This window comes from Neptunicoccus sediminis (assembly GCF_001719615.1).
GTDB classification, from domain to species: domain Bacteria; phylum Pseudomonadota; class Alphaproteobacteria; order Rhodobacterales; family Rhodobacteraceae; genus Amylibacter; species Amylibacter sediminis.
Window position 1 is genome coordinate 93,900 of record NZ_MDVX01000001.1, and the last position, 21,771, is coordinate 115,670.

Annotated in this window: 19 protein-coding genes; 12 read left to right on the forward strand and 7 right to left on the reverse strand. The window is 58.1% G+C overall.

Annotated features, from left to right (window positions below):
* The first annotated feature begins 74 nt into the window (after positions 1-74).
* From trxA to BFV97_RS00460, 3 genes are read left to right on the forward strand one after another with little or no spacing between them, the layout of a single operon-like run.
* Complete coding sequence (gene trxA, locus BFV97_RS00450; protein ID WP_069298356.1) at positions 75-989, forward strand: thioredoxin; 915 nt, start codon at positions 75-77, stop codon at positions 987-989.
* A gap of 26 nt (positions 990-1,015) precedes the next feature.
* The gene (locus tag BFV97_RS00455) at positions 1,016-1,663 is read left to right on the forward strand and encodes an LON peptidase substrate-binding domain-containing protein (RefSeq protein ID WP_069298357.1); all 648 of its coding nucleotides are present in this window, start codon (positions 1,016-1,018) and stop codon (positions 1,661-1,663) included.
* Positions 1,660-1,842: a Trm112 family protein gene (locus BFV97_RS00460; protein WP_069298358.1), complete on the forward strand. Its 183-nt coding sequence runs from the start codon at positions 1,660-1,662 to the stop codon at positions 1,840-1,842. The genes BFV97_RS00455 and BFV97_RS00460 overlap by 4 nt, the downstream gene beginning before the upstream one ends.
* Here the strand turns inward: BFV97_RS00460 and BFV97_RS00465 are convergent.
* Positions 1,839-3,065, reverse strand: coding sequence for an FAD-dependent monooxygenase (locus BFV97_RS00465; RefSeq protein ID WP_069298359.1), 1,227 nt, complete (start codon positions 3,063-3,065; stop codon positions 1,839-1,841). The two genes, BFV97_RS00460 and BFV97_RS00465, sit on opposite strands and share 4 nt — an antisense overlap.
* An 83-nt stretch (positions 3,066-3,148) precedes the next feature.
* Here BFV97_RS00465 and BFV97_RS00470 point away from each other — a divergent pair, with 83 nt between their 5' ends.
* The 4 genes from BFV97_RS00470 (at position 3,149) to BFV97_RS00485 (ending at position 9,399) form a co-directional block, all read left to right on the forward strand.
* On the forward strand, positions 3,149-4,486 hold the full coding sequence (locus tag BFV97_RS00470) for an amidase (protein ID WP_069298360.1): 1,338 nt from the start codon (positions 3,149-3,151) through the stop codon (positions 4,484-4,486).
* A 155-nt stretch (positions 4,487-4,641) separates the two neighbouring features.
* On the forward strand, positions 4,642-5,820 hold the full coding sequence (locus tag BFV97_RS00475; protein ID WP_069298361.1) for an aminotransferase class I/II-fold pyridoxal phosphate-dependent enzyme: 1,179 nt from the start codon (positions 4,642-4,644) through the stop codon (positions 5,818-5,820).
* Between the two features lie 11 nt (positions 5,821-5,831).
* Positions 5,832-8,687, forward strand: a complete 2,856-nt coding sequence (locus BFV97_RS00480) for a DNA translocase FtsK (RefSeq protein ID WP_069298362.1) — start codon at positions 5,832-5,834, stop codon at positions 8,685-8,687.
* A 103-nt stretch (positions 8,688-8,790) separates the two neighbouring features.
* Positions 8,791-9,399 (forward strand): LolA family protein, encoded by a 609-nt coding sequence (locus tag BFV97_RS00485; protein ID WP_069298363.1) that lies wholly within the window; start codon positions 8,791-8,793, stop codon positions 9,397-9,399.
* A 51-nt stretch (positions 9,400-9,450) separates the two neighbouring features.
* On the opposite strand, the gene BFV97_RS00490 is transcribed toward BFV97_RS00485, so the two are convergent.
* Together BFV97_RS00490 and BFV97_RS00495 are read right to left on the reverse strand one after the other, a co-directional pair.
* Entirely contained in the window at positions 9,451-10,026 is a 576-nt protein-coding gene (locus tag BFV97_RS00490) for a transglycosylase SLT domain-containing protein (protein ID WP_069298364.1), read from the reverse strand.
* A gap of 87 nt (positions 10,027-10,113) precedes the next feature.
* Complete coding sequence (locus tag BFV97_RS00495; RefSeq protein ID WP_069299007.1) at positions 10,114-10,995, reverse strand: AEC family transporter; 882 nt, start codon at positions 10,993-10,995, stop codon at positions 10,114-10,116.
* A 107-nt stretch (positions 10,996-11,102) separates the two neighbouring features.
* Between BFV97_RS00495 and hspQ the strand changes: the two genes are divergently transcribed.
* Positions 11,103-11,429: a heat shock protein HspQ gene (gene hspQ, locus BFV97_RS00500; protein ID WP_069298365.1), complete on the forward strand. Its 327-nt coding sequence runs from the start codon at positions 11,103-11,105 to the stop codon at positions 11,427-11,429.
* Between the two features lie 390 nt (positions 11,430-11,819).
* On the opposite strand, the gene BFV97_RS00505 is transcribed toward hspQ, so the two are convergent.
* The gene (locus tag BFV97_RS00505; RefSeq protein WP_069298366.1) at positions 11,820-13,400 is read right to left on the reverse strand and encodes a gamma-glutamyltransferase family protein; all 1,581 of its coding nucleotides are present in this window, start codon (positions 13,398-13,400) and stop codon (positions 11,820-11,822) included.
* 598 nt (positions 13,401-13,998) lie between these two features.
* On the opposite strand from BFV97_RS00505, the gene BFV97_RS00510 reads away from it, so the two are divergent.
* Positions 13,999-14,346 carry a DUF2794 domain-containing protein gene (locus BFV97_RS00510; RefSeq protein ID WP_069298367.1) on the forward strand — a complete coding sequence of 116 codons (348 nt, stop codon included), beginning with the start codon at positions 13,999-14,001 and terminating at the stop codon, positions 14,344-14,346.
* 6 nt (positions 14,347-14,352) lie between these two features.
* On the opposite strand, the gene BFV97_RS00515 is transcribed toward BFV97_RS00510, so the two are convergent.
* The 3 genes from BFV97_RS00515 to BFV97_RS00525 all read right to left on the reverse strand — a co-directional run bounded on the left by BFV97_RS00515 (position 14,353) and on the right by BFV97_RS00525 (position 18,013).
* Positions 14,353-15,174, reverse strand: a complete 822-nt coding sequence (locus BFV97_RS00515; protein ID WP_069298368.1) for a C40 family peptidase — start codon at positions 15,172-15,174, stop codon at positions 14,353-14,355.
* Positions 15,171-16,556, reverse strand: a complete 1,386-nt coding sequence (locus BFV97_RS00520) for a leucyl aminopeptidase family protein (protein WP_069298369.1) — start codon at positions 16,554-16,556, stop codon at positions 15,171-15,173. The genes BFV97_RS00515 and BFV97_RS00520 overlap by 4 nt, the downstream gene beginning before the upstream one ends.
* Before the next feature lie 86 nt (positions 16,557-16,642).
* Complete coding sequence (locus tag BFV97_RS00525) at positions 16,643-18,013, reverse strand: mechanosensitive ion channel family protein (protein ID WP_245667509.1); 1,371 nt, start codon at positions 18,011-18,013, stop codon at positions 16,643-16,645.
* 138 nt (positions 18,014-18,151) lie between these two features.
* Here BFV97_RS00525 and BFV97_RS00530 point away from each other — a divergent pair, with 138 nt between their 5' ends.
* The 3 genes from BFV97_RS00530 (at position 18,152) to leuD (ending at position 21,681) form a co-directional block, all read left to right on the forward strand.
* Positions 18,152-19,297, forward strand: a complete 1,146-nt coding sequence (locus tag BFV97_RS00530; protein WP_069298370.1) for a DUF1176 domain-containing protein — start codon at positions 18,152-18,154, stop codon at positions 19,295-19,297.
* A 356-nt stretch (positions 19,298-19,653) separates the two neighbouring features.
* Positions 19,654-21,063 carry a 3-isopropylmalate dehydratase large subunit gene (gene leuC, locus BFV97_RS00535; RefSeq protein WP_069298371.1) on the forward strand — a complete coding sequence of 470 codons (1,410 nt, stop codon included), beginning with the start codon at positions 19,654-19,656 and terminating at the stop codon, positions 21,061-21,063.
* 12 nt (positions 21,064-21,075) lie between these two features.
* The gene (gene leuD / locus BFV97_RS00540; RefSeq protein WP_069298372.1) at positions 21,076-21,681 is read left to right on the forward strand and encodes a 3-isopropylmalate dehydratase small subunit; all 606 of its coding nucleotides are present in this window, start codon (positions 21,076-21,078) and stop codon (positions 21,679-21,681) included.
* Positions 21,682-21,771 lie beyond the last annotated feature (90 nt).

The window sequence follows — 21,771 nt, forward strand, 5'->3', positions numbered from 1 at the left end:
GGCGCCAGACCTTGTTCCACGGCCCCTGTTCGCCTACATCACAATCAACCCAAGTCTAATTGCAAGAGAGACATATGTTGGAATTGAACGGCGCTGACGCCTCCGCCCCTGCCGGTGATCTGATCACAGACGGCTCTGAAGCGACCTTTATGCAGGACGTGATCGAAACCTCGCAAACCACCCCCGTGATCGTTGATTTCTGGGCGCCTTGGTGCGGCCCGTGCAAAACGCTCGGTCCTGCGCTCGAAGAGGCTGTGGCAGCCGCGGGCGGTCGCGTGAAAATGGTAAAGATCAACGTGGACGAGAACCAGATGCTCGCAGGTCAGTTGCGGGTGCAATCCATCCCGACTGTTTTCGCCTTTCACGAAGGCAAACCCATTGATGCGTTTCAAGGTGCCCTGCCCCCAAGCGAGATCAAGACATTCGTTGATAAAATCGCCGCCCTTGCCGGTGAACCGGACAACGGGCTGGACGATGCGGTTGCAGCCGCAGAAGAGATGTTTGAACAGGGCGACATCGCGGATGCGGCCCAAACCTTTGCCGCCATCGTCGAAGAAGACCCTAGCCACGCCGCTGCCTATGCCGGTCTGGTGAAATCCTGTCTTGCGCTCGGGGATAGTGAACAGGCCAATGAACTGCTGGACAATGTGCCCGCTGCTATTGCGCAGGACACTGCGATCCTTGCAGTGAAGGCACAGGCTGAACTGGCCGCTACTGCCGCTGATGCGGGGGAAACCGCCGAACTGCGTGCCAAGCTTGACGCGGATGAGGACGATCATCAGGCGCGTCTCGATCTGGCAATGGCGCTGCTGGGCGAGGGTAAAACCGAGGAGGCGGTCGCAGAATTGCTGGAAATTTTCCGGCGCGACCGTGAATGGAATGACGGCGCGGCCAAGGCACAATTGTTCAAGGTTTTCGACAGTCTAGGCCCGACGGATCCCGTCGCACAGAACGGACGTCGCAAATTGTCATCAATGATCTTTGCCTAACGCGGATCGGGGGCTATGTTTGAAGCATGATAAACGTCATCGACCTGCCCCCGAAAATTCCCATATTTCCGCTTTCAGGCGTGCTGCTTCTGCCGCGCGCCCGATTGCCGCTCAACGTGTTCGAGCCGCGCTATCTGGCGATGCTGGATGATGCGCTGAAAACCGACCACAGGATGATCGGCATGGTACAACCCCGCGAAATTCCGGGCAAAAAGGATGAAATGTCCCTGCAACAGATCGGTTGCGCCGGTCGGGTCACATCCTTTTCGGAAACTGAAGACGGGCGCTATCTTATCACGCTCTCAGGCATCAGCCGCTTTCGCTTGCGCGGTGTGGAAGACGGGTTTTCCCCCTATATCAACGCCGCCGTAGACTGGTCCAGCTTTACCGCCGACAAGGGCGCACAGGACATCGACCACCAATTTGACCGCCCCCGCTTCTTACAAACCCTGTCCCGGTATTTCACCGCAACTTCGCTGTCTACCGACTGGGACAGCCTGAAAGAGGCAGATGAAGAACTGCTGATCAACTCGCTGTCTATGCTTTGCCCGTTTGATCCGTCCGAAAAACAGGCCTTGCTGGAAGCGCCCAATCTGGCGAACCGCCGCGAAACGCTGGTGACGCTGATGGAATTTGCGCTGGCTGGCGATCCCGGAGAGGATCCGATTCAATGAGCGATATGCAAAAAACCGATGCCAAAATGCTCGAAGCGCTGATCTGTCCGGTAACACATACCCAGTTGCGATACGACCCCGAGGCGCAAGAGCTGGTGTCGAAAAAGGCCCGTCTGGCCTTTCCGATTCGCAACGGCATTCCCGTGATGCTGATCGACGAGGCGCGTCCGCTCGATTAAACCGCGCGGCCTTGCATCAGGCGGGGTAGCTCCCCTGTCAGACCGGCCGCTTGCCGGATCAGTCCGCGCCGTGCCGTTGGCAGCGCATTCACCGCCCCAAGCCCCAGATCCCGCAGACCGCGCAGCAGCGGGTTGTCGTTTGAAAACAGCCGGTTCAGACCATCCGTCGCCACCGCAAGGCTGGCTACATCAAAGCGCCGCCATTGCTGGTAGGGTTGCAGGGCAACAGGGCTGCCGATGTCCTGCCCGCGCCGCGCTGCATCTGCCAACACCTGTGCCAGCGCAGCCACATCCCGCAGACCAAGGTTCAACCCCTGCCCCGCAAGCGGATGAATGCCGTGGGCAGCATCGCCCACCAGCGCCACACGCTCTGCCACAAAGGATTGCGCCAGCGACAGGCCCAGCGGATACATGAACCGCGTGCCAGCCAGTTTGATTTCGCCCAGAAACGCGCCAAAAGCGGGACGCAGACAGGTCAGATATTCTGCATCCTCCATCGCCTGAATTGCCTCGGCGCGGTCGGTGCTTTCGGTCCAGACGATCGAACTGCGATTACCCGGCAAAGGCAGGATCGCCAAAGGACCGGAGGGCATGAACATCTGATGGGCACAGCCCTGATGGGGCAGCGCGTGTTCTACCGCGCAAACCAGCGAGGCCTGTTTGTATTGCCATCCGGTGCGCCGGATACCGCTGCGCTGTGCCACGCTGCTCTGGCGTCCGTCACTGCCGACCAGCACCCGACCGCGCAGGGTTTCCCCGTTGTCGAGCGTGACGGTCACGCCAGCCGCATCCACCTCTTGCGCCACAACCAAACGCCCTGACAGATGGGTGATGCGGTCATTTTGTGCCACATGATCCAGCAGCGCACGGCGCAGGTAGCGATCCTCGATCATCTGCCCCATCGGACCCTCTTCGATCTCGTTATGATCGAAATGCAAGAAATAGGGCGAAGCTCCTTCACCGGGCCGCCCATCGGACACTTTAATATCAAGGATCGGCTGGGCATGTTCGCGCAAACCGTCCCACAGCCCCAAAGCCGCAAGCATCCGCTGCGAAGTCAGCGCCAGCGCATAACCGCGCCCGTCAAAATCCGCGTCCGTGCGGGTATCTACCGCAAGGGGGTCAATCACCGTGCTGCGAAATCCGGCCTGTGCCAGCGCCAGCGCAAGGGCAGACCCGTTCAGCCCACCCCCCGCAATCAGAATATCCGTGTCCATAGTCATAGGCTGAATATGGGCGCTTCTGCGGGATTGTCCATCGGTCATTCCGCCGCTAGGGTTCGATCCAAATACGAAGGAGACCCGTGATGGCACACCCCTGGCTAAGCGCGACCGCATCCGATCTGGGGCGGGGCATCGCTGCAGGCAAGATTGACCCTGTGGACTTGACCGAAACCTATCTGGAAGCCGCTGAGTCCCACGACTTCAGCCAACGGATCTTTACCCATGTCACCCGTGATCGCGCCCTGTCCGAAGCGAAGGCCGCCAAGTCCCGCGCAGATGCCGGATTGCGCAACAGCCTGCTGGACGGGGTTCCGGTATCCTGGAAAGACCTTGTGGATACCGCCGGAATCGAAACAGTATCGGGTAGTGATCTGTTAAAGGGGCGCGTTCCAACACAGGACGGCGAATGCCTGCAACATGCGACCCGCGCGGGGCTGGTGTGTATGGGTAAAACCCATATGTCGGAACTGGCGTTTTCCGGTTTGGGGTATAATCCTGTCACCCAGACACCGCCCTGTGTGAACAATCACGCAGCCGTTCCGGGGGGATCATCCTCGGGGGCGGCGGCCTCTGTTGCGTTCAACCTGTCCGCGGCGGCGATAGGCTCGGACACGGGCGGTTCGGTGCGCATTCCTGCGGCTTGGAATGATCTCGTCGGGTTGAAAACCACTTCCGGTCTGGTCTCGCTCAAGGGGGCTGTGCCCCTTGCCGCCAGCTTTGACACCATTGGCCCGCTGTGCCGTTCGGTTGAGGATAGCGCCCACCTGCTTTCCGCCCTGTCCGGAAGCGCCCAAGTACCCGATCTGAACGGGGCGAATCTGTCGGGTCGTCACTTTGCCCTGTGTAAAACCTCGGTTCTGGAAGATCTGGACGACGGCATCGCCACCGGATTTCAGGATGCGATTGACCGTCTGGCGGCCCGTGGTGCCAGAATCACCGAAATCGACATCCCTTTCCTGCCAGAACTGCTCGCCCTGTCTCCCGTTGTCTTCACGGTAGAGGCCTATGCCCAGTGGAAGACGGAACTGGAAGCGAATCCGGAGGCCATGTTCCCCGAGATCCTCGAACGGTTCCGCGGCGGGCTGAAGTTCAGCGGCGTGGATTACGTGCGGGCGCAAAAACGCATGATGCAACTGCGGCAGGACTATCTGACCCATGTCGCAGGATATGACGCGGTGCTGTTGCCTTCTTCGCCCATTCTACCCCCGGATCTGGAACGGCTGAAAAACGAAAGTGCTTACTATCAGCACGCCAATCTGATGGCCCTGCGCAATACGCGGGTGGGAAATCTGCTGGGCCTGTGCGGTCTGACCCTGCCCACCGGCACGCCGAGCGTCGGGTTGATGGCGATGGGCACCCCCTTTGGCGAGCGCAAGCTCCTGCGGGTGGGCGCGGCACTGGAGGCCGCGCTAAACGACTGAAACCGTTAATTTATCGACCACAGAAATCGCGCGGCGGGGCGCAGGGCAAAAAAGCCACAATCGCCCCGCCTTGACCAAAAGAGGTTTGGCCCGATCAGAATTTTTGTCTAATGTGGGGAAAACGGGGCGCTTAGACCCCATACCCTGAGGCAGACATGAAATTTCCAGAGCGGTTCTCGAACCTGCCAGAATACGCGTTTCCGCGTCTCCGTGCCCTGTTGGATCACCATCCCGCAGGCGGTGACGTTTTGCATATGTCCATTGGCGAACCGAAGCACGCCTTCCCGCGATTCGTGGAAGAAGAGATCACGAAACACGCGCATGAGTTCGCGAAATACCCGCCCAATGACGGCGCACCCGAACTGCTGGGCGCAATTGCGGACTGGATCAAGCGGCGTTTTGATGTCGCGGTTGATCCGGCGACTCAGGTGCTTTCGCTGAACGGCACCCGCGAAGGGCTGTTCAATGCCTGCGTTGCCACCTGCCCCGAAAAAAAGTCCGGCAAGACACCCTATGTGCTGATGCCGAACCCGTTCTATCAGGTATACGCCGTGGCTGCGGCGGCTGTTGGTGCGACCCCTGTTTTTGTGAATGCCACAGAACAAACCGGCTTTCTGCCGGATTATGCAAATGTCCCCGGGGACATCCTGAACGATACAGCCATCGTCTACGTCTGCTCACCGTCGAACCCGCAAGGGGCTGTGGCGGATTTTGACTATTGGCGCGATCTGCTGGCTTTGGCCGAGAAATACGATTTCCGTATCTTCGCGGATGAATGCTACTCCGAAATTTACCGCGACACGCCGCCCACAGGGGCGCTGGAGGCGGCGCAAAAGCTCGGGGTTGATCCGGAACGGGTGGTGATCTTCCATTCGCTGTCCAAGCGGTCCAACCTGCCCGGATTGCGGTCCGGTTTTGCTGCCGGTGGACCGGCAACGATGGCGCACCTGAAACAGCTGCGCAATTATGCAGGCGCCCCCCTGCCTCTGCCGATCCAGCGGGCGGCGACACGGGTTTGGGCGGATGAGAACCACGTGATCGAAAACCGCGCCTTGTACCGCGCGAAATTCGAACTGGCCGATGAAATATTCCACGGCATCAACGGCTATGTTGCACCGCAAGCCGGATTTTTCCTGTGGCTGCCTGTGGAAGATGGCGCAGCGGCTGCATTGAAGCTGTGGCAGGCGTCCGGTGTGCGGGTGCTGCCGGGTGCATTTTTGGGACGAGACGTAGACGGGACAAACCCGGGCCACGGTTATATCCGTGTCGCTCTGGTGGCTCCGATAGATGAAATGACGCGCGGATTGCATGACATCCGCCGTCATTTGTACTGAGAGGTAGGGACATGGCGTATCAGGCGCGCACACGCGATCCATTGTTGGAAACCCATATGCAAGAGGCCATCCGCAAACGCGGAACCGAGCTGATCGGTCTGGCGATGGTCGGCTTTGCCATCCTTATGGGTGCGATGCTGTGGACCTATTCCCCCAAAGACCCAAGCTGGCTGTCCGCAACTTCGGCACCGGCGCAGAATATTCTGGGCACATTCGGGGCGTCGATTTCCTCTCGCCTGATGCTGACAATCGGCTGGGCCTCTTGGTGTTTGCCGGTGCTGTTCTTTGTCTGGGGATCGCGTTTTGTGCTGCATATCGGGGACAATCGTTTGCTAAGCCGCGCGGTCAGTATTCCGGTGTTTGTCGCGTTCACGGCCGTGTTTCTGGCCACCCATGTCCCGCTGGAAAGCTGGCAGCACGGGTTTGGCCTTGGCGGTCTGTCCGGCGATGCAGCAGTGGGTATTCTGATGGATCTGGTGCCGTTGCAACTGACCCTGCGGCTGATCGTGATCACGCTGGCGCTGGCGTTTCTGTTTGTGGTGACATCGCTCTTTGCGCTTGGCTTTTCCAAACAGGAACTGTCCTACATCAGCCAATATGCGCTGGTTGCCGTGATCCTGACCTATGCCTCTATCGTGTCCTTCCTGAACCTTGTGGTGCAGGGCGGTGCCAAAGGTGCCGTTGCTGCCAGAACAGGACTGGAGGCCCGCCGCGCCACCCGTAAGGAAACCGCTGCGCAAAAAGCGCCTCTTGTGGCAAAAGAAGAGGCCAAGGCTGAACCGGATGCGATTGAGAAAATCAAACCGCTGCGCGGCATCACCCTGCCCAAACTGAAACTTCCGACCCTGCGCAAAGCCCAAACCGAACAGGAGGCCGAGGACGACGAAGCGCTGATCGAACCGCTGCCCCCCGAAGTGCAAGAGGAACACGTCCACGACGAAGACCGTGTGCGCAACCGGATCAATGATGCGATCAAAACCAAAGTGCTGCGCGCCCGCACCCTGCGTGTGCAAAACACACCGCCGGAACCTGTCGTAACCGAGAATATCTTCCGCGATTCAGCAGATGACGGCTATGCGGTGATGCCAGCCCTTGGCGGTGCATCCCGCGGCTATGGGGATGACGTGGCCGAACCGCCTGTCAGCTTCCAGTCCGTCCGTGCCCGTGCCGAAGTCGCGGCACCTGCCGCCCCTGCCCCGACGCAGGCCGCAGAACCCGTGGCACCGGCCCGCCCGCGCCCACCCCAACCAGAGGCAAAACAGGTCGTACAACCCCGCGCCCCGCGCACGGCCGTAAAGCAGAGCAAACGGGCACAGGAAGAGGCCCAGCCCAGCCTGTTCAAAGGCGCGGAAGAAGAATACGAGACCCCGCCACTGGACCTGCTGGCCCATCCGTCGAGCATCGTGCGGCATCACCTGTCCGATGAGGCACTGGAAGAAAACGCCCGTATGCTGGAAAACGTTCTGGATGATTACGGCGTCAAAGGCGAAATCGTTTCCGTACGTCCCGGCCCTGTTGTCACCATGTACGAACTGGAACCGGCCCCCGGTTTGAAAGCCAGCCGCGTGATCGGTCTGGCCGATGACATCGCCCGGTCCATGTCCGCGCTGTCTGCCCGTGTGTCCACCGTTCCGGGCAAATCGGTGATCGGCATCGAACTGCCAAACGAAAAGCGGGAAACCGTGCTGCTGCGCGAGCTTCTGGCCTCGCAGGATTACGGTGACGGCGAACAGAACCTGCCACTTGCGCTTGGCAAGGATATTGGCGGCAAGTCGATGATCGCCAACCTTGCGAAAATGCCTCACCTGTTGATCGCGGGGACTACCGGTTCGGGTAAATCCGTGGCGATTAACACCATGATCCTCAGCCTGTTGTACAAACTTTCGCCCGATGAATGCCGGATGATCATGATTGACCCGAAGATGCTCGAACTGTCGGTTTATGACGGCATTCCGCATCTGTTGTCCCCTGTTGTGACCGACCCGAAGAAAGCGGTCGTGGCGCTAAAATGGGTCGTCGGCGAGATGGAAGAGCGCTATCGCAAGATGTCCAAAATGGGCGTGCGCAATATCGGCGGCTATAACGCCCGTGTCGAAGCCGCCCTGAAAAAAGGCGAGGATTTCACCCGCACTGTGCAGACCGGCTTTGATGATGATACCGGCGAACCGGTGTTTGAGACAGAGACCTTCACACCCGAGAAAATGCCTTACATCGTGGTGATCGTGGACGAGATGGCCGACCTGATGATGGTGGCCGGTAAAGAAATCGAAGCCTGCATCCAGCGTCTGGCACAGATGGCCCGTGCATCGGGTATCCACCTGATCATGGCCACACAGCGCCCGTCCGTTGACGTGATCACTGGCACCATCAAAGCGAACTTCCCAACGCGGATTTCGTTTCAGGTGACGTCGAAAATCGACAGCCGCACAATCCTCGGGGAGATGGGCGCAGAGCAACTGCTGGGCATGGGCGACATGCTTTATATGGCTGGTGGCGGTAAGGTGACGCGGGTTCACGCGCCTTTTGCCAGCGACGAGGAAGTCGAAGAAGTCGTGAACCACCTCAAGGCGCTTGGCGCGCCGGAATATGTATCCGGTGTTGTCGAAGGTCCGGCAGACGACAAGGAAAGCGACATTGACGCGGTTCTTGGTCTTGGCAGCAATACCAACGGCGAGGATGCGCTTTACGATCAGGCTGTGGCCATCGTGATCAAGGATCGCAAATGTTCCACCAGCTATATTCAGCGCAAACTGTCCATCGGCTATAACAAAGCGGCCAAACTGGTTGAACAGATGGAAGAACAGGGTGTCGTCAGTCAGGCGAACCACGTCGGCAAACGGGAAATTCTGGTGCCCGAACAACATTGACGAATGCAGACACAAGGCGGTTTTCCGCCTTGTGTCCCCCCCATCACAGTCCTGTGTAACTATGTGGCTTTTGCCATTCCCGCGGGCGACCTATATTAGAATTATGAAACGTAGATTTTTCCTCGGCGCTTTGTCCGCCTTTAGTATTGCAGCACCGGCTCTGGCGCAGTCCCAGCCGCTGTCGCTGAACGAACTTTCCAACTATCTGAACACTCTGACCAGTGCGCAGGGGGCGTTTACGCAGGTCAATCCGGACGGCACCCTGTCCAAAGGGACGTTTTATCTTAAACGACCGGGGCGGATGCGGTTCGAATACGAGCCACCCAATGACGCGCTGGTGGTGGCCGGACAGGGCAAGCTGGCGATCTTTGACAAAAGATCGAACAGTGGCGGACAGCAGTATCCGCTGCACCGCACGCCGTTGCATATCATCCTGAAAGACAAGGTGAACCTGAACGCCAGCGGCATGGTTGTCGCGCACCAGCACGACGGAACCGCCACCACTGTCACGGCCCAAGACCCCCAGCACCCCAATTATGGGAATGTTAAGCTGGTCTTTACCGCCAACCCGACAGAGTTGCGACAGTGGATCGTAACGGATGAAAGCGGGCAGAAAACCACCGTGGTTCTGGGCAAGTTGGAACATAACAAGCGCCTGCAGGCGCGATTGTTCAACGTGGACCGGATCGCCAAGGAAGGCGACATCCGCTAACCCTTTGCACAGGCGGAACCCAACCGGAACCGCCTGTCACGCCAGCCCCGTTTAACGACAGGTGTTAAGCTGCGCCCCGTAAAGGATCGCACGGGCCTGAACCTTGGCCGCGACATTCAAAAGCCACTGCTGGTTGCGATAGCTGCCCCGTTTGTATCCGGTGTGGCCCTGATGATAGGCGAGATACTGGTTATAGGCATCGGTCTTGGCGATGCCGTTGCGCTTGGTGCTTTCGTTCATGTACCAACCCATGAAATCCACCGCATCTTCAAAGTCGTGACGTTTGGCACGTCGGTTTCCCGTCGCTTTTTTATACCAGTCCCACGTGCCGTCGATCGCCTGAGAATACCCATAGGCCGAAGACTGCCGTCCCATCGGGATTACCCCCAGCGTGTACTTTCGTGGTGTACGCGCGTGGGATTTGAAATGGCTCTCGTGGTAAATCGTGGCGAGGATCACCTCGCCGGGGACACCGTATTTCCGCTCCACCTTCTTGAGATCACGGGACCAGCCCCGTTTTTCGTCCAGAATAGAACAGGCATTGTCCAGATTTCGGGGGGGATCGGAACGACCACCCGAGCAGGCGGTCAGGATCAGGATCGCGATAAGGATCGTGCTGTATTTCATATCTGCCTCGATGCCGGTCTGTGAGTGCCGGATTTTGAGTGATGTTACACCAAAACGCAGGTGAAAAAAAGAGGCGGGATTTGGGGGCTAGAGGAATAACGCCAATGTGAGCGGGATCGCTGCGACCGATAATAGGGTGGACACGACCACCAGACCGGCGACCTCTCCGGCGGCGGCACCGTATTTCTCTGCCAGCAGATAGGATGTCACCGCAACGGGGGTGGAAATCTGCAGCACCAGCACCGCCAACGCCACGGGTTCCAGCCGGAAAAACCGCCCCACAGCATAGGCCACCAGACTACACACCAGTATCTTGACCGCAGACAGAACCACAGCCCGGAGGATGTTCTGCGGCGTCAGTCGCGCCAGTGCCACGCCAAGGGTGATCAACATCAAGGGAATGGCCATTTGTCCGATCAGCGAGAGCGTATTTGTCAGCCAGACCGGCGTGCTCCACCCTTGCAGCAGGAACAGCCCGCCCAGCAGTGTGGCCCAGACCATCGGCTCTTTCAGAACCTTGAGCGGCGATCCGCCGCCCGACACCAGCCAGATCCCGAAGGTAAAGGAATAGATCCCCATCAGCGCAAATATCACAACCGCATACCCCATCCCCGCCTCGCCAAAGGCAAACAACGCCAGCGGCAGGCCAAGGTTTCCGGTGTTCCCGAAAATCAGCGGCGCCAGATAGGTCTGCATGTCCAGCTTGAACACACGCACGATAATGAAAAACACAATTGTAACAGCGACATAGGCGGAACACGCCGCCCATATCGTGTCAAACAAAGTGCCACGGTCTATGTCCGTTTTCATCAGCGCGGTAAAGATAAGCGCCGGCACGCCAAGGGTCATCGACAGCCGTGTGACGAACTGGACGCGATACTCGTATCCAAGCCGGACCCAGACCACGCCGATCAGCGCCAAAAGGAACACAGGTGCGACAACTTGCAATACTGTTAAGAATAGTGTCACGTACTGTTTCCCTGAAATTCCTTGCATTCAATCCCTCAATATCGGACAGAATGTCAATGGAATCGTAAGATTCTTGTTACGCGGGTTGTGGGGAATCAGGAGTAACCATGTTTGAAGCGGAAGCTAAATTCACAATCGGGCAAGTCGTTCGCCATCGTAAGCATCCCTTCCGGGGTGTGATCTTTGACGTCGATCCCACATTCTCGAATACCGAGGAGTGGTGGGAGAGCATTCCCGAGGACAACCGTCCCAAAAAGGAGCAGCCTTTCTACCATTTGCTGGCAGAAAATGACTCTTCCTATTATGTGGCTTATGTGTCCGAACAAAATCTAGAAACCGATCCGACCGGTGCGCCGGTGGACCATCCAGAAGTGATCGCAATGTTCGGAGAGCTGAACAACGGTCAGTACCGGCTTGAGGTTCAACTGAACTGAGCCATCCGCCGGAACGGGACGGCCCGTCCGTCCAAGGCTGAGGCCGATGCGCCCGCCTTACCAGTCAGGATGCCGATAACCGCAGGATTTTAACACCAATGCGGTTTAACATTCCAAGACCAACATGCAGCAAAACCGCCATGCCTTCCAGTTTACTGGCAGGTCAGGCGGCTTTTGCTGTTGGTCCGGTCTGGTGCAGGTTCCAAGACCTTGGGAATGTTGTAAAATCCGGATTATCACCCTGCATATATGAAGCGTCTTAAATGAAGCTTCATATATGAAGCTTCATAATTGCAGGGTCATAAAACGGCGCACCCCGCAGATATTCCGCGCAGGCCGATAGGTCAGCCAGTTATCCGGCAGGCCGTCGTCTTGCAAAACCTCCCAACTTCAATAACCGAGCGCGCATCCGTCTTTGCGTGGATCGGACCCGCCTTCCAGAACGCCGGTTTCGGGGTTGATCACAATTGCCTGCGCCCCACCAATAGCGACATCAGGGGTGACAATGTCATGCCCCATCGCCATCAGGTCCTGTCGCAGATTTGCGCCATATCCCCGTTCCAGTTGCAGTTTTCCATCGGCTGCAAAGCTGCGCGGCGCGTCGATTGCTTCTTGCACCGACATCCCGTAATCCACCATGTTCGACACCAGCCGCGTGTGCCCTGTGGACTGGTACTGCCCGCCCATCACCCCGAACGGCATGATAACCTTACCGCCCTTGCGCAGCATCGCCGGAATGATCGTGTGCATCGGCCGCTTGCCCCCGCCGGCTTCATTGGGATGGCCCGCCTCCAGAGAGAACCCCGAGCCGCGGTTCTGAAAATTGATCCCGAATTTGTCAGAGGCCAGCCCCGCCCCGAAGGAATGGAACACCGAATAAATCAGCGAAACGGCCATTCTGTCCCGATCGACCACAGTCAGATAGACCGTTTCCTTATGCACGCTTTCCGAGACCACGGTGGCCGAGGGCATGGCTTTGTGCGGGTCAATTAGCCCTGCCAGTTTCGCCGCAGTCTCTGCCAAGGTCATATAGTCCAAGCGGTCCATATAATCCGGATCTGCCAGAAAACGGTTGCGGGTATCATAGGCCAGTTTGGTGGCTTCCGCCTCTATATGAACCCGCTGGGAACTGAGCGCACCATAAGCAGGCATGTCGAAATGGGACAGGATGTTTGCCAGCAGGATTGCCGTTGCCCCCTGCCCGTTGGGGCGATGCTCGACCAGTTCCACATCCTTATAGGTGCCGCTGATCGGGTCGGTATAGTCGCAGGCGGTCGCTGCAAAATCATCCAGCGTATGCACTCCGCCCAGCGCGTTCAAAGAGGCGACCATATCTTCGGCCACTTCGCCTTCGTAAAACCCGTCCCGCCCTTCCAGCGCCACACGCTCCAGCACTTCTGCCTGATCGGGCGCGCGGAAAATCTGTCCCGGGGTTGGTGCTTTTCCATCCAGAAGGTAGAAATCCCGTGCCGCACCTTGCAGGAAATCTGCCGCGCGGTGCCAGTCAAAACAGGTGCGTGGTGCCAGCGGGACACCGGCACGGGCGTAATGGATGGCTGGGGCAAGGGACGCCTTCAGTCCCAGCTTGCCATAGTCTTGCGACAACCGGCAAAACGCATCAATCGCGCCGGGAACCGTCACCGCCGCCGCATCGTGCAGCGGCATGGTCTTATGCCCCGCCGCCCGCAGCTTCTCAGCCTCAAGCGCGGCCGGTGCGCGTCCCGATCCGTTCAGTGCCACAACCTCTTCGCTGCCCGCAGGTTTGAGCAAGACAAAGCAATCGCCGCCGATGCCGGTCATTTGCGGTTCACACACCCCCAGCAAAACGCCCGCGGCAATCGCCGCATCCACCGCATTGCCGCCCGCCTCCAGCATCTGCACCGCAACCTTAGCCGCCAGCGGGGTGGATGTGGCACACATGCCGTTTACTGCAAATACCGGAGAGCGTCCGGGCAGGTGAAAGTCGCGCATTAATTATGGTCCCCTCTGGCGCGGGTCGGATCCTGTCACACAGCCGCGCAAATATATCTGTCCCCCGCAGACAACAGGGAATGGTTTGCGCCTAAAGAACTACAGCAGGCCAGAAAGGGCAAACGTAAAATTAACATCGCATAAACCTGCCGGAAAAGACCGCGCGAATCTGCCGTGTATGATTGGGGGGATAGGGCCCCGACGCAGCACCCATGGGTGGGGGCTGATATGAGTGCTGCGTCAGGGGCAAGCATTGTTTCAGCTATGAGATAAGTTTCACCCGCGATCTGGGCGAAGAAAGGGAGGGAATGCGGCAAGAATAAGGTTTTTCGCGATAGCCCCGATCGGGGCGTTCTGCTGCACTGGCACACTTCACCAGATGAGAGCCTGCCAAAATGAAAAAACCCCGACCGAGACGCCAGTACGCGGCGGTCTCGTCGGGGTTGGTACTCGTTACTCACTATACGCGTAGGGCCTTTATGCCCCGTGACCTTGACAATTCTGTGCACGGATTGGGGCATTTCAGCGGTGTTTTAGCGCCCTATTTCCGGCAAGAAAGACGCTTGCCATTCACGGTTGTGCGGACCAAACTCTTTACATGAACATGCACACAGTCACTTCGCTCTCTTCTCGTCGTATAGACGGGGAAAAGATCCACTTCCACCGGACGGAGCTTGGCCCCATCATGTCCCTTTACGGACGGATGGTTGCCGCCGGTGAATGGCGCGATTATGGGATTTCGGCGCTAAAGGATGTGGCGATCTTTTGCGTTTTCCGGCGCAGCGCGGAACATGCGCTCTACCGGATTGAAAAGCGCCCCAAACTGGCGGCGAAACAGGGGATGTATGCGATCATCGGCATGGACGGGCGCGTTCTGAAGCGGGGCCATGACCTGAAGGCGGTGCTGCGCGTGCTGGAACGCAAATTGATCCGCACCGTAGACTAGGCCCGCTCAGGGACGGCGATAGGCGCTGACCTTGCGGCTTTCCGCGTCCCTGATCCGTTCGGCCACCAGCGCAAGCGGCTCTACCGTAGTGCACATATGATGCCCGTTTGCGTGGATCAGTTGTTGCGCATCCAGCATCATCCCCACATGCCCCTTCCAGAACACAAGGTCCCCCCGTTGCAGTGCTGCGCCCTTTGGCACTACATCAAAGAACGCTTCCTGCTGGTCGCTGTCGCGGGGACAGTCCCGACCGGCGGCGCGCAGCGCGGCATGGACCAGACCGGAACAATCAATCCCGAGGCTGCTGTCCCCGCCCCATAAATAAGGCACGCCCAGAAAGCGCAGCGCGGTTTCGGCTGCGTCTGTGGTGACAGCGTCAATCGCGCCAACCTGCTGGTCCGGCACAAATCCCTGCGGCGTCTTCCAGAAACCGTCTTGTCGGTCCGAACAGGTCAGAAAACTGTCAAACGGCAGCGTCAGGGCCGGAATGGTCTTTATCGACCGTGTCGGGTAAAGATGCGCACCGAAGGTTCGGACGCGATGGGTGGGCGCCTCCATCGCGCACAGATGGGCGGCGTTTATATACCCCACATATCCCGAAGGCTCGGCAAAACCGAAGGCGTAACCCTGACGGGTTTCCAGCACACAGAAGCGCTCTCCGTAGACAAGCTGCCGGTCCAGCGCCCCCTCTGGCGCGGCCAGAATATCGGCCACCGGAACCTGAACGGTCAACAGATCACCGTCAGTCAGGGGAACCTCCCCCACCTGACCGGAGAGACTTCTATGGGCCACCCGCCCGTTGCTGCGCCAGAGGCGTCGATCGCTCATGTCGTGATCCGCTGCTCGATGACTTCCAGCATGGCGCGGGCAGACTGGCAGGCCCCGCCAAGCGTGCGGCCCGCTTTGGGCGCAGGGGTCCACCCGTAGATGTCCAGATGCACGAAACGGTCGGTCTGTTCAACGAAGCGGCGCAGGAACAGCGCCGCGGTGATTGATCCGCCAAACCCGCCTTTGGGTGCATTATCAAGATCGGCAACATCCGGTTCGATCATAGGCTCGTAAGCATCCCAGAACGGCATCCGCCACAGCGGGTCTTCTACTTTGGCGCCGCAGTCGGACATCTGGGCAGCCAGCGTATCGTCCTCTGTATAAAACGGCATCAGATCCGGCCCGAGAGCCACGCGCGCAGCGCCAGTCAGGGTTGCCTTGCACACCAGCAGATCGGGTTCTTCCTCATCCGCAAGGGTCAGCGCATCGGCCAGCACCAGACGACCTTCGGCATCGGTGTTGTTGATCTCGACGCTCAGCCCTTTACGCGACATCAGAATATCCTGCGGGCGATAGGCCCCGGCCGAGATTGAGTTTTCCACTGCTGGCACCAGCACGCGAAGGCGCACAGGCAGGTCCAGCGCCATGATCATTTTGGCAAGCCCCAGAACCGTCGCCGCGCCGCCCATATCCTTTTTCATCAGCCCCATTGATCCGGCCGGTTTGATGTTCAGACCACCCGTGTCAAAACAAACGCCCTTCCCAACAAGCGTGATCTTGGGCGCGCTTTCATCGCCCCAGATCATATCCAGCAGGCGGGGTGCCTGATCAGACGCGCGCCCGACCGTGTGGATCATCGGGAAATTCTGCGCCAGCAGGTCATCGCCGCGAATGACTGCGGTTTTCGCTTTGTAGGCTTGCGCCAGTTCCAGAAAGGCGGCTTCCAGACCGTCCGGCCCCATGTCCGACGCAGGGGTGTTGATCAGATCGCGGGTCAGGGCGTCTCCGGCGGCGATGGCTTCCAGCCGCGCCGCATCCACGCCTTCAGGCGCGACCAGCGCGGCCTTCGGCGCAGGTTTTTTCTTGTAGCGGTCAAACACATATCCGCCCAGCAACCACGCCAGCGCCGCTTGGGTTTTTTCGGCACCAGTCAGCCCTGAGGCCAATGTAAAAACCCCTTCGGGCAATTGTGCCGCAACTGCACCCATATGCAAGCGGTCCCGCTTGCGTTGGGTTTCCGTGCCCCACCCCACCAGAACACGGCCCAGACCATTCTCACCGGGAACTGTCAAAACCTGACCGAGCTTGCCATTAAAACCGTTGGCTTTGGCCCAAGCTACTGTGCCTTTCGGGGCATGTTCTTTGAAATGGGACAGCCCTTTCGTTGAAATCACATCAACCGGAATTGCAGTTTCGGAAGCGGTGGCGAATTTGGGTGACATGGGAACTCCTTCAGATTCCCGCGCAGCCTACACCCAAAGCGAAGCGCTTTGAAACGGGATAATCGGAAAGGACAAGGGCGTTCCTATCAGTCGTTTGGCAGCGGATTGCTTGGCACCGCCCCCGACAGAATACTGACATCGCGGCGCGGGAAAGGAATTTCGATGTTGTTTTCATCCAGCACATCCCAAAGGGCCAGAAACACATCCCCGCGCACATTTGTCAGACCTGCCGTGCTGTCCCTGATCCAGAACCGCAGGGTGAAATCAATCGAACTGTCCCCGAAATTCACGATGTGACAGACCGGTTTGGGGATCGGCACCACACGGGACACCGACAGGGGGGCTTCGGAGGCGAGTTTTTTCACCTCATGGGGGTTGCTGTCATAGGACACACCGAAATTGATCTCCAGCCGCACCAGATCAGAAGAATGGGACCAGTTGATCACCTGACTGGTGATGAAGTCCTCATTCGGGATCAGATATTCGCGCCCGTCCCGTGTCAGCACGCTGGCATAGCGGGCGCCAAGTTGGGTGATCCAGCCAAATGTCCCGTCGAGCGAGATCACATCCCCCGGTTTAATGGATTTATCCAGCAGGATGATTACACCGGACACAAGGTTGGAAACAATCTTTTGCAGGCCAAACCCGATCCCCAGACCAATCGCACCGGAAAGAATTGCCAGATTTCCGATGTCAAATCCGACCACCCGCAGGCCGATCAGGAAGGCAATGGTATAGAGCATCAGTTGCAGGGCTTTGTTCAGCAGCACACGGATCGAGGGGGACATATCCTCGACCTTGTTGATGCGCTGCGATCCTGCTTTGGATAGAAAGCTGGCCACCACAAACAAGGTTGCAAGGGACACAATTGCGATCAGGACGGTGAGCAGGGACACCCGCGTCCCGCCCGTTTCCAGCGCGATGGAATCCAGCGCATTGGCGGCGTTTTCGCGCAGGCCAAAGATGGTCAGCACCACAAAGATACCCGCCGCCCAGCGCACCAGTTTACGCACCGGGCGCGAACGGATCAGCCGTGTTGAAACCACAAGGACCAACCACCAGAGCGCAAGTGTCGCCGCCAGAGCAATAAAGTAAGAGCGGCTCGGCCATGTGATCTCGCGCATGACGAAAACCGTCGCCCAGGACATCAGAACAAAAACAAGCAGCCACAGACGCTGGTTCAACACTGCGCAGATGCGCAGGACCCATTTCGGTAAACCGTGGGATTCCCCGAGAAATTCGCGCACGCGGGGGCGGTAGTAGCGGTAGATCCCGTAAGACACTATTGCAAGCACGAGGATTATGGCAAGTTGATAGCCGCTCCACGGTTGGGTCAGACGGTTGATCAGACGCTCGCCCATATCAAGCAGAAGGACCGACTGCTCTGTGAGGGTTGGCAAGGCTTTTATTGCCTCGTCAATGATGGCAACCGGCTCGGTTCCTGTGTCTTCGGCCAAATAAAATCCCCTGCTGTAATCCTGTTGGTTACAGGATATACATATTGCGAATTTTTATAAGGGAAATGATTGCCCGTCTGTTAGCACTGGTTGCAGGGACAGTCATCCGCGCCCTGAACAGATCGTTAAGGAGATCTCATGTACCGTATTCTGCGCCTTGTGAGCGTGCTTGCCGTGTTGGGCCAAACGGCCTCTGCGCAGGAGCTGGGCCAGTCCATGCGGCAGTGGTGGGTGGAATGTGACAGCCACGGGGATTGTAGCGCCGACATCGACGGCTTCACCGCAGATTATGAAACGCTTACCCTGCGATTGCTGCGCGACGGGACGGCGGGCAGCGCGATCCTGCTAGAATTGACGCCGGAGTCGCTGATTGGCACAGGCACCGCTATCCGGTTTGACATCCCGAACGTGGCCGAGGGGATCAGCCGCAAGGTCGGACCTGTGAGTAACAACAGCTTTACCCTGCCAGAGCCGGTGGACAGCCCGCTTCTGCACGGGATCATGACGGGAGAGACCCTGTTCGTGACCATAGATTTTCCAAATGCACGGGGCGTTCAGGTATTTGAAGTGCCGCTGGCAGGAGCAATCGATTCACTGACGGTTATGGATATTGTCCAGCAACGTCTGGGCCGCAAAGATGCCATCGTCGCACGGGGTGCAGCACCAATGGACAGCCCGTCAGACGTTTTCCCACGGCACCACGCAGGCATTGGAGATGCGGATAGCGGGCATTGGGCAGGGTCCGACACAATCGACGCGCCGACCGAGGAAGGTCCGAACGGGTCCTATATAGATGTCATCTACACGCCTGCCGACATGCCCGCAGCGGTTCTGGATTTTGGCCGCGCGGAGCCGGATTGCGGCGATCCCACCGGTCCCTTGAATGAAATGGGGACAATTGTGAACAGGGACCAGACCGGACGCACCACCTATCTGGTGCCCTGCCGGATCGGTCCTGCCAATGTCAGTTACTTTGTTGTGATGCAGGACCCCGACAAGGGCGGCGAGTATACATTGCAGCGTTTCGAACTGCCCCCTGGCCATAACGCGCCGGACCGTACACGGATTATGAACCCGCAATGGCTGGCCGAACGGAACCGTCTTCTCTCAACCCGCTATGGTGACATGAACCTGAACTGCGGGACCTATGAAGTTCACGACTGGAACGCGCAGCAGCAGCGCTTTGAGCTGACGAGCTACAGGGCAAAGGAAGATTGCAGCGGTCCCCATGTCGAGCCGCAGAAGTTTCCGCTGGAATGGACCCTATCCGAGATGGGCCAGTAACGCGAAACGCGCTTGAGGCCGGTCTTTGGCCATCACCCTGCAGGTAAGAAGCTTCTTATATGAAGCTTCATTTATGAAGCGTCTAATATCACGCGTCTTGTATCACGCTTCATTTATGACGCTTCATATTTGCAGGGTGATACCCCGGCCTGCCCGCAGCCAGACGACTCAGCACTTGCGAGACTACGCACTTCGGTCTATTCCAACGCAGTATGACACACAGATTCACAATGGATGACCGCTCCCGCCTGCCGTGGCGTTTCCACGGACAGGTTGTTCTGCGCATCCAGGGGCTATCCGCGTAATTTTCTACGCTCGCCAACTCCAATAGCCAATCTACATAGCGGGAGGATCAAATGTCCGCACCTAAAACACTCTATGATAAAATCTGGGATGCCCACGTCGCCCATGAAGCCGATGACGGCACTTGCTTGCTGTATATCGACCGTCACCTTGTCCACGAAGTGACATCCCCCCAAGCGTTTGAAGGCCTGCGTCTTGCAGGCCGTACCGTGCGCGCGCCGGAAAAAACCATTGCCGTGCCGGATCACAACGTACCAACCACGCTGGACCGCGCCAATGCGGAAACCATGACCGAGGACAGCCGCATTCAGGTTGAAGCGCTGGACACCAACGCCAAGGAATTTGGCCTGCACTATTACCCTGTGTCTGATGTCCGTCAGGGGATCGTGCATATTGTCGGACCGGAACAGGGCTGGACCCTGCCGGGCATGACCGTGGTTTGCGGCGACAGCCACACGGCCACCCACGGCGCCTTTGGTGCGCTGGCTCACGGCATCGGCACCTCAGAGGTGGAACACGTTCTGGCAACGCAAACGCTGATCCAGAAGAAATCCAAGAACATGAAGGTGGAAATCACCGGTTCCTTGCGTCCGGGTGTGACTGCCAAAGACATCACCATGTGTGTGATCGGGGAAACCGGCACGGCTGGCGGCACCGGCTATGTGATCGAATATTGTGGTCAGGCCATCCGCGAACTGTCGATGGAAGGGCGTATGACCGTCTGTAACATGGCTATCGAGGGCGGCGCCCGCGCCGGCCTGATCGCACCGGATGAAACCACATTCGAATACTGCAAAGGTCGCCCCCACGCCCCGAAAGGTGCCCAATGGGAAATGGCTGTAGAGGCTTGGAAAGAGCTTTACACCGACGAAGGCGCCCATTTTGACAAGATCATCACCATCAAAGGTGAAGACATCGCGCCTTCCGTCACTTGGGGCACCTCCCCCGAGGATGTGCTGCCGATCACAGCGACCGTCCCAAGCCCCGAAGACTTTCAGGGCGGCAAGGTAGACGCAGTGCGCCGCGCACTGGACTACATGGGGCTGGAACCCGGCATGAAACTGTCGGATGTCGAAATCGACACCGTATTTATCGGGTCTTGCACCAACGGGCGGATCGAAGACCTGCGCGCTGCAGCAGAGGTGCTGAAAGGCAAGAAGGTCAAGGACGGGATGCGGGCGATGGTTGTGCCGGGCTCCGGTCTGGTGCGCGCGCAAGCCGAAGAAGAAGGTCTGGCACAGATCTTCATCGACGCGGGCTTTGAATGGCGTATGGCCGGTTGTTCCATGTGTCTTGCGATGAACCCGGATCAACTGTCCGAAGGCGAACGCTGCGCGTCCACCTCCAACCGCAACTTTGAAGGCCGTCAGGGTTACAAAGGCCGCACCCACCTTCTGTCCCCTGCTATGGCTGCTGCGGCTGCTGTGACAGGCAAACTGACAGACATCCGCGATCTGGTGTAAGGAGAGACCATCATGGAAAAGTTCAAGACAGTATCGGGCGTCGCTGCCCCTATGCCACTGGTCAACATCGACACCGATATGATCATTCCGAAGCAGTTTCTCAAAACCATCAAGCGTACCGGCCTTGGCGCCAACCTGTTTGACGAGATGCGTTTTAACCGCGACGGCACCGAAGTAGAGGATTTTGTACTGAACAAACCCGCCTACCGCGACGCAGAGATTCTCGTGGCCGGAGACAACTTCGGCTGCGGATCTTCCCGTGAACACGCCCCTTGGGCGCTCGGGGATTTCGGAATCAAAGTGGTGATCTCCACCTCTTTTGCAGACATTTTTTATAATAACTGCTTCAAAAATGGCATCCTTCCTGTGGTTCTTCCCAAGGAAGCTGTGGATGTTTTGATGGAAGATGCGGAACGCGGCTCCAATGCACGGATCACGGTTGATCTGGAAAACCAGACGGTCTCTGCCACCGATGGAACAGAGTTCAAATTCGAAGTGGACGAGTTCAAAAAACACTGTCTTCTGAATGGTTTGGACGACATCGGCCTGACGCTGCAAAAAGCCGCTTCGATCGACAGTTTCGAAGCTGGTTATTCAGCACAGGCCCCTTGGGTCTAATCGGTCTTCCTACCAGATATTGATATGGCCACAGTAAAATGTGGCCATATTGTGGTGGTGCAATTCTACTACAGGTTCGCCCCAAAACCC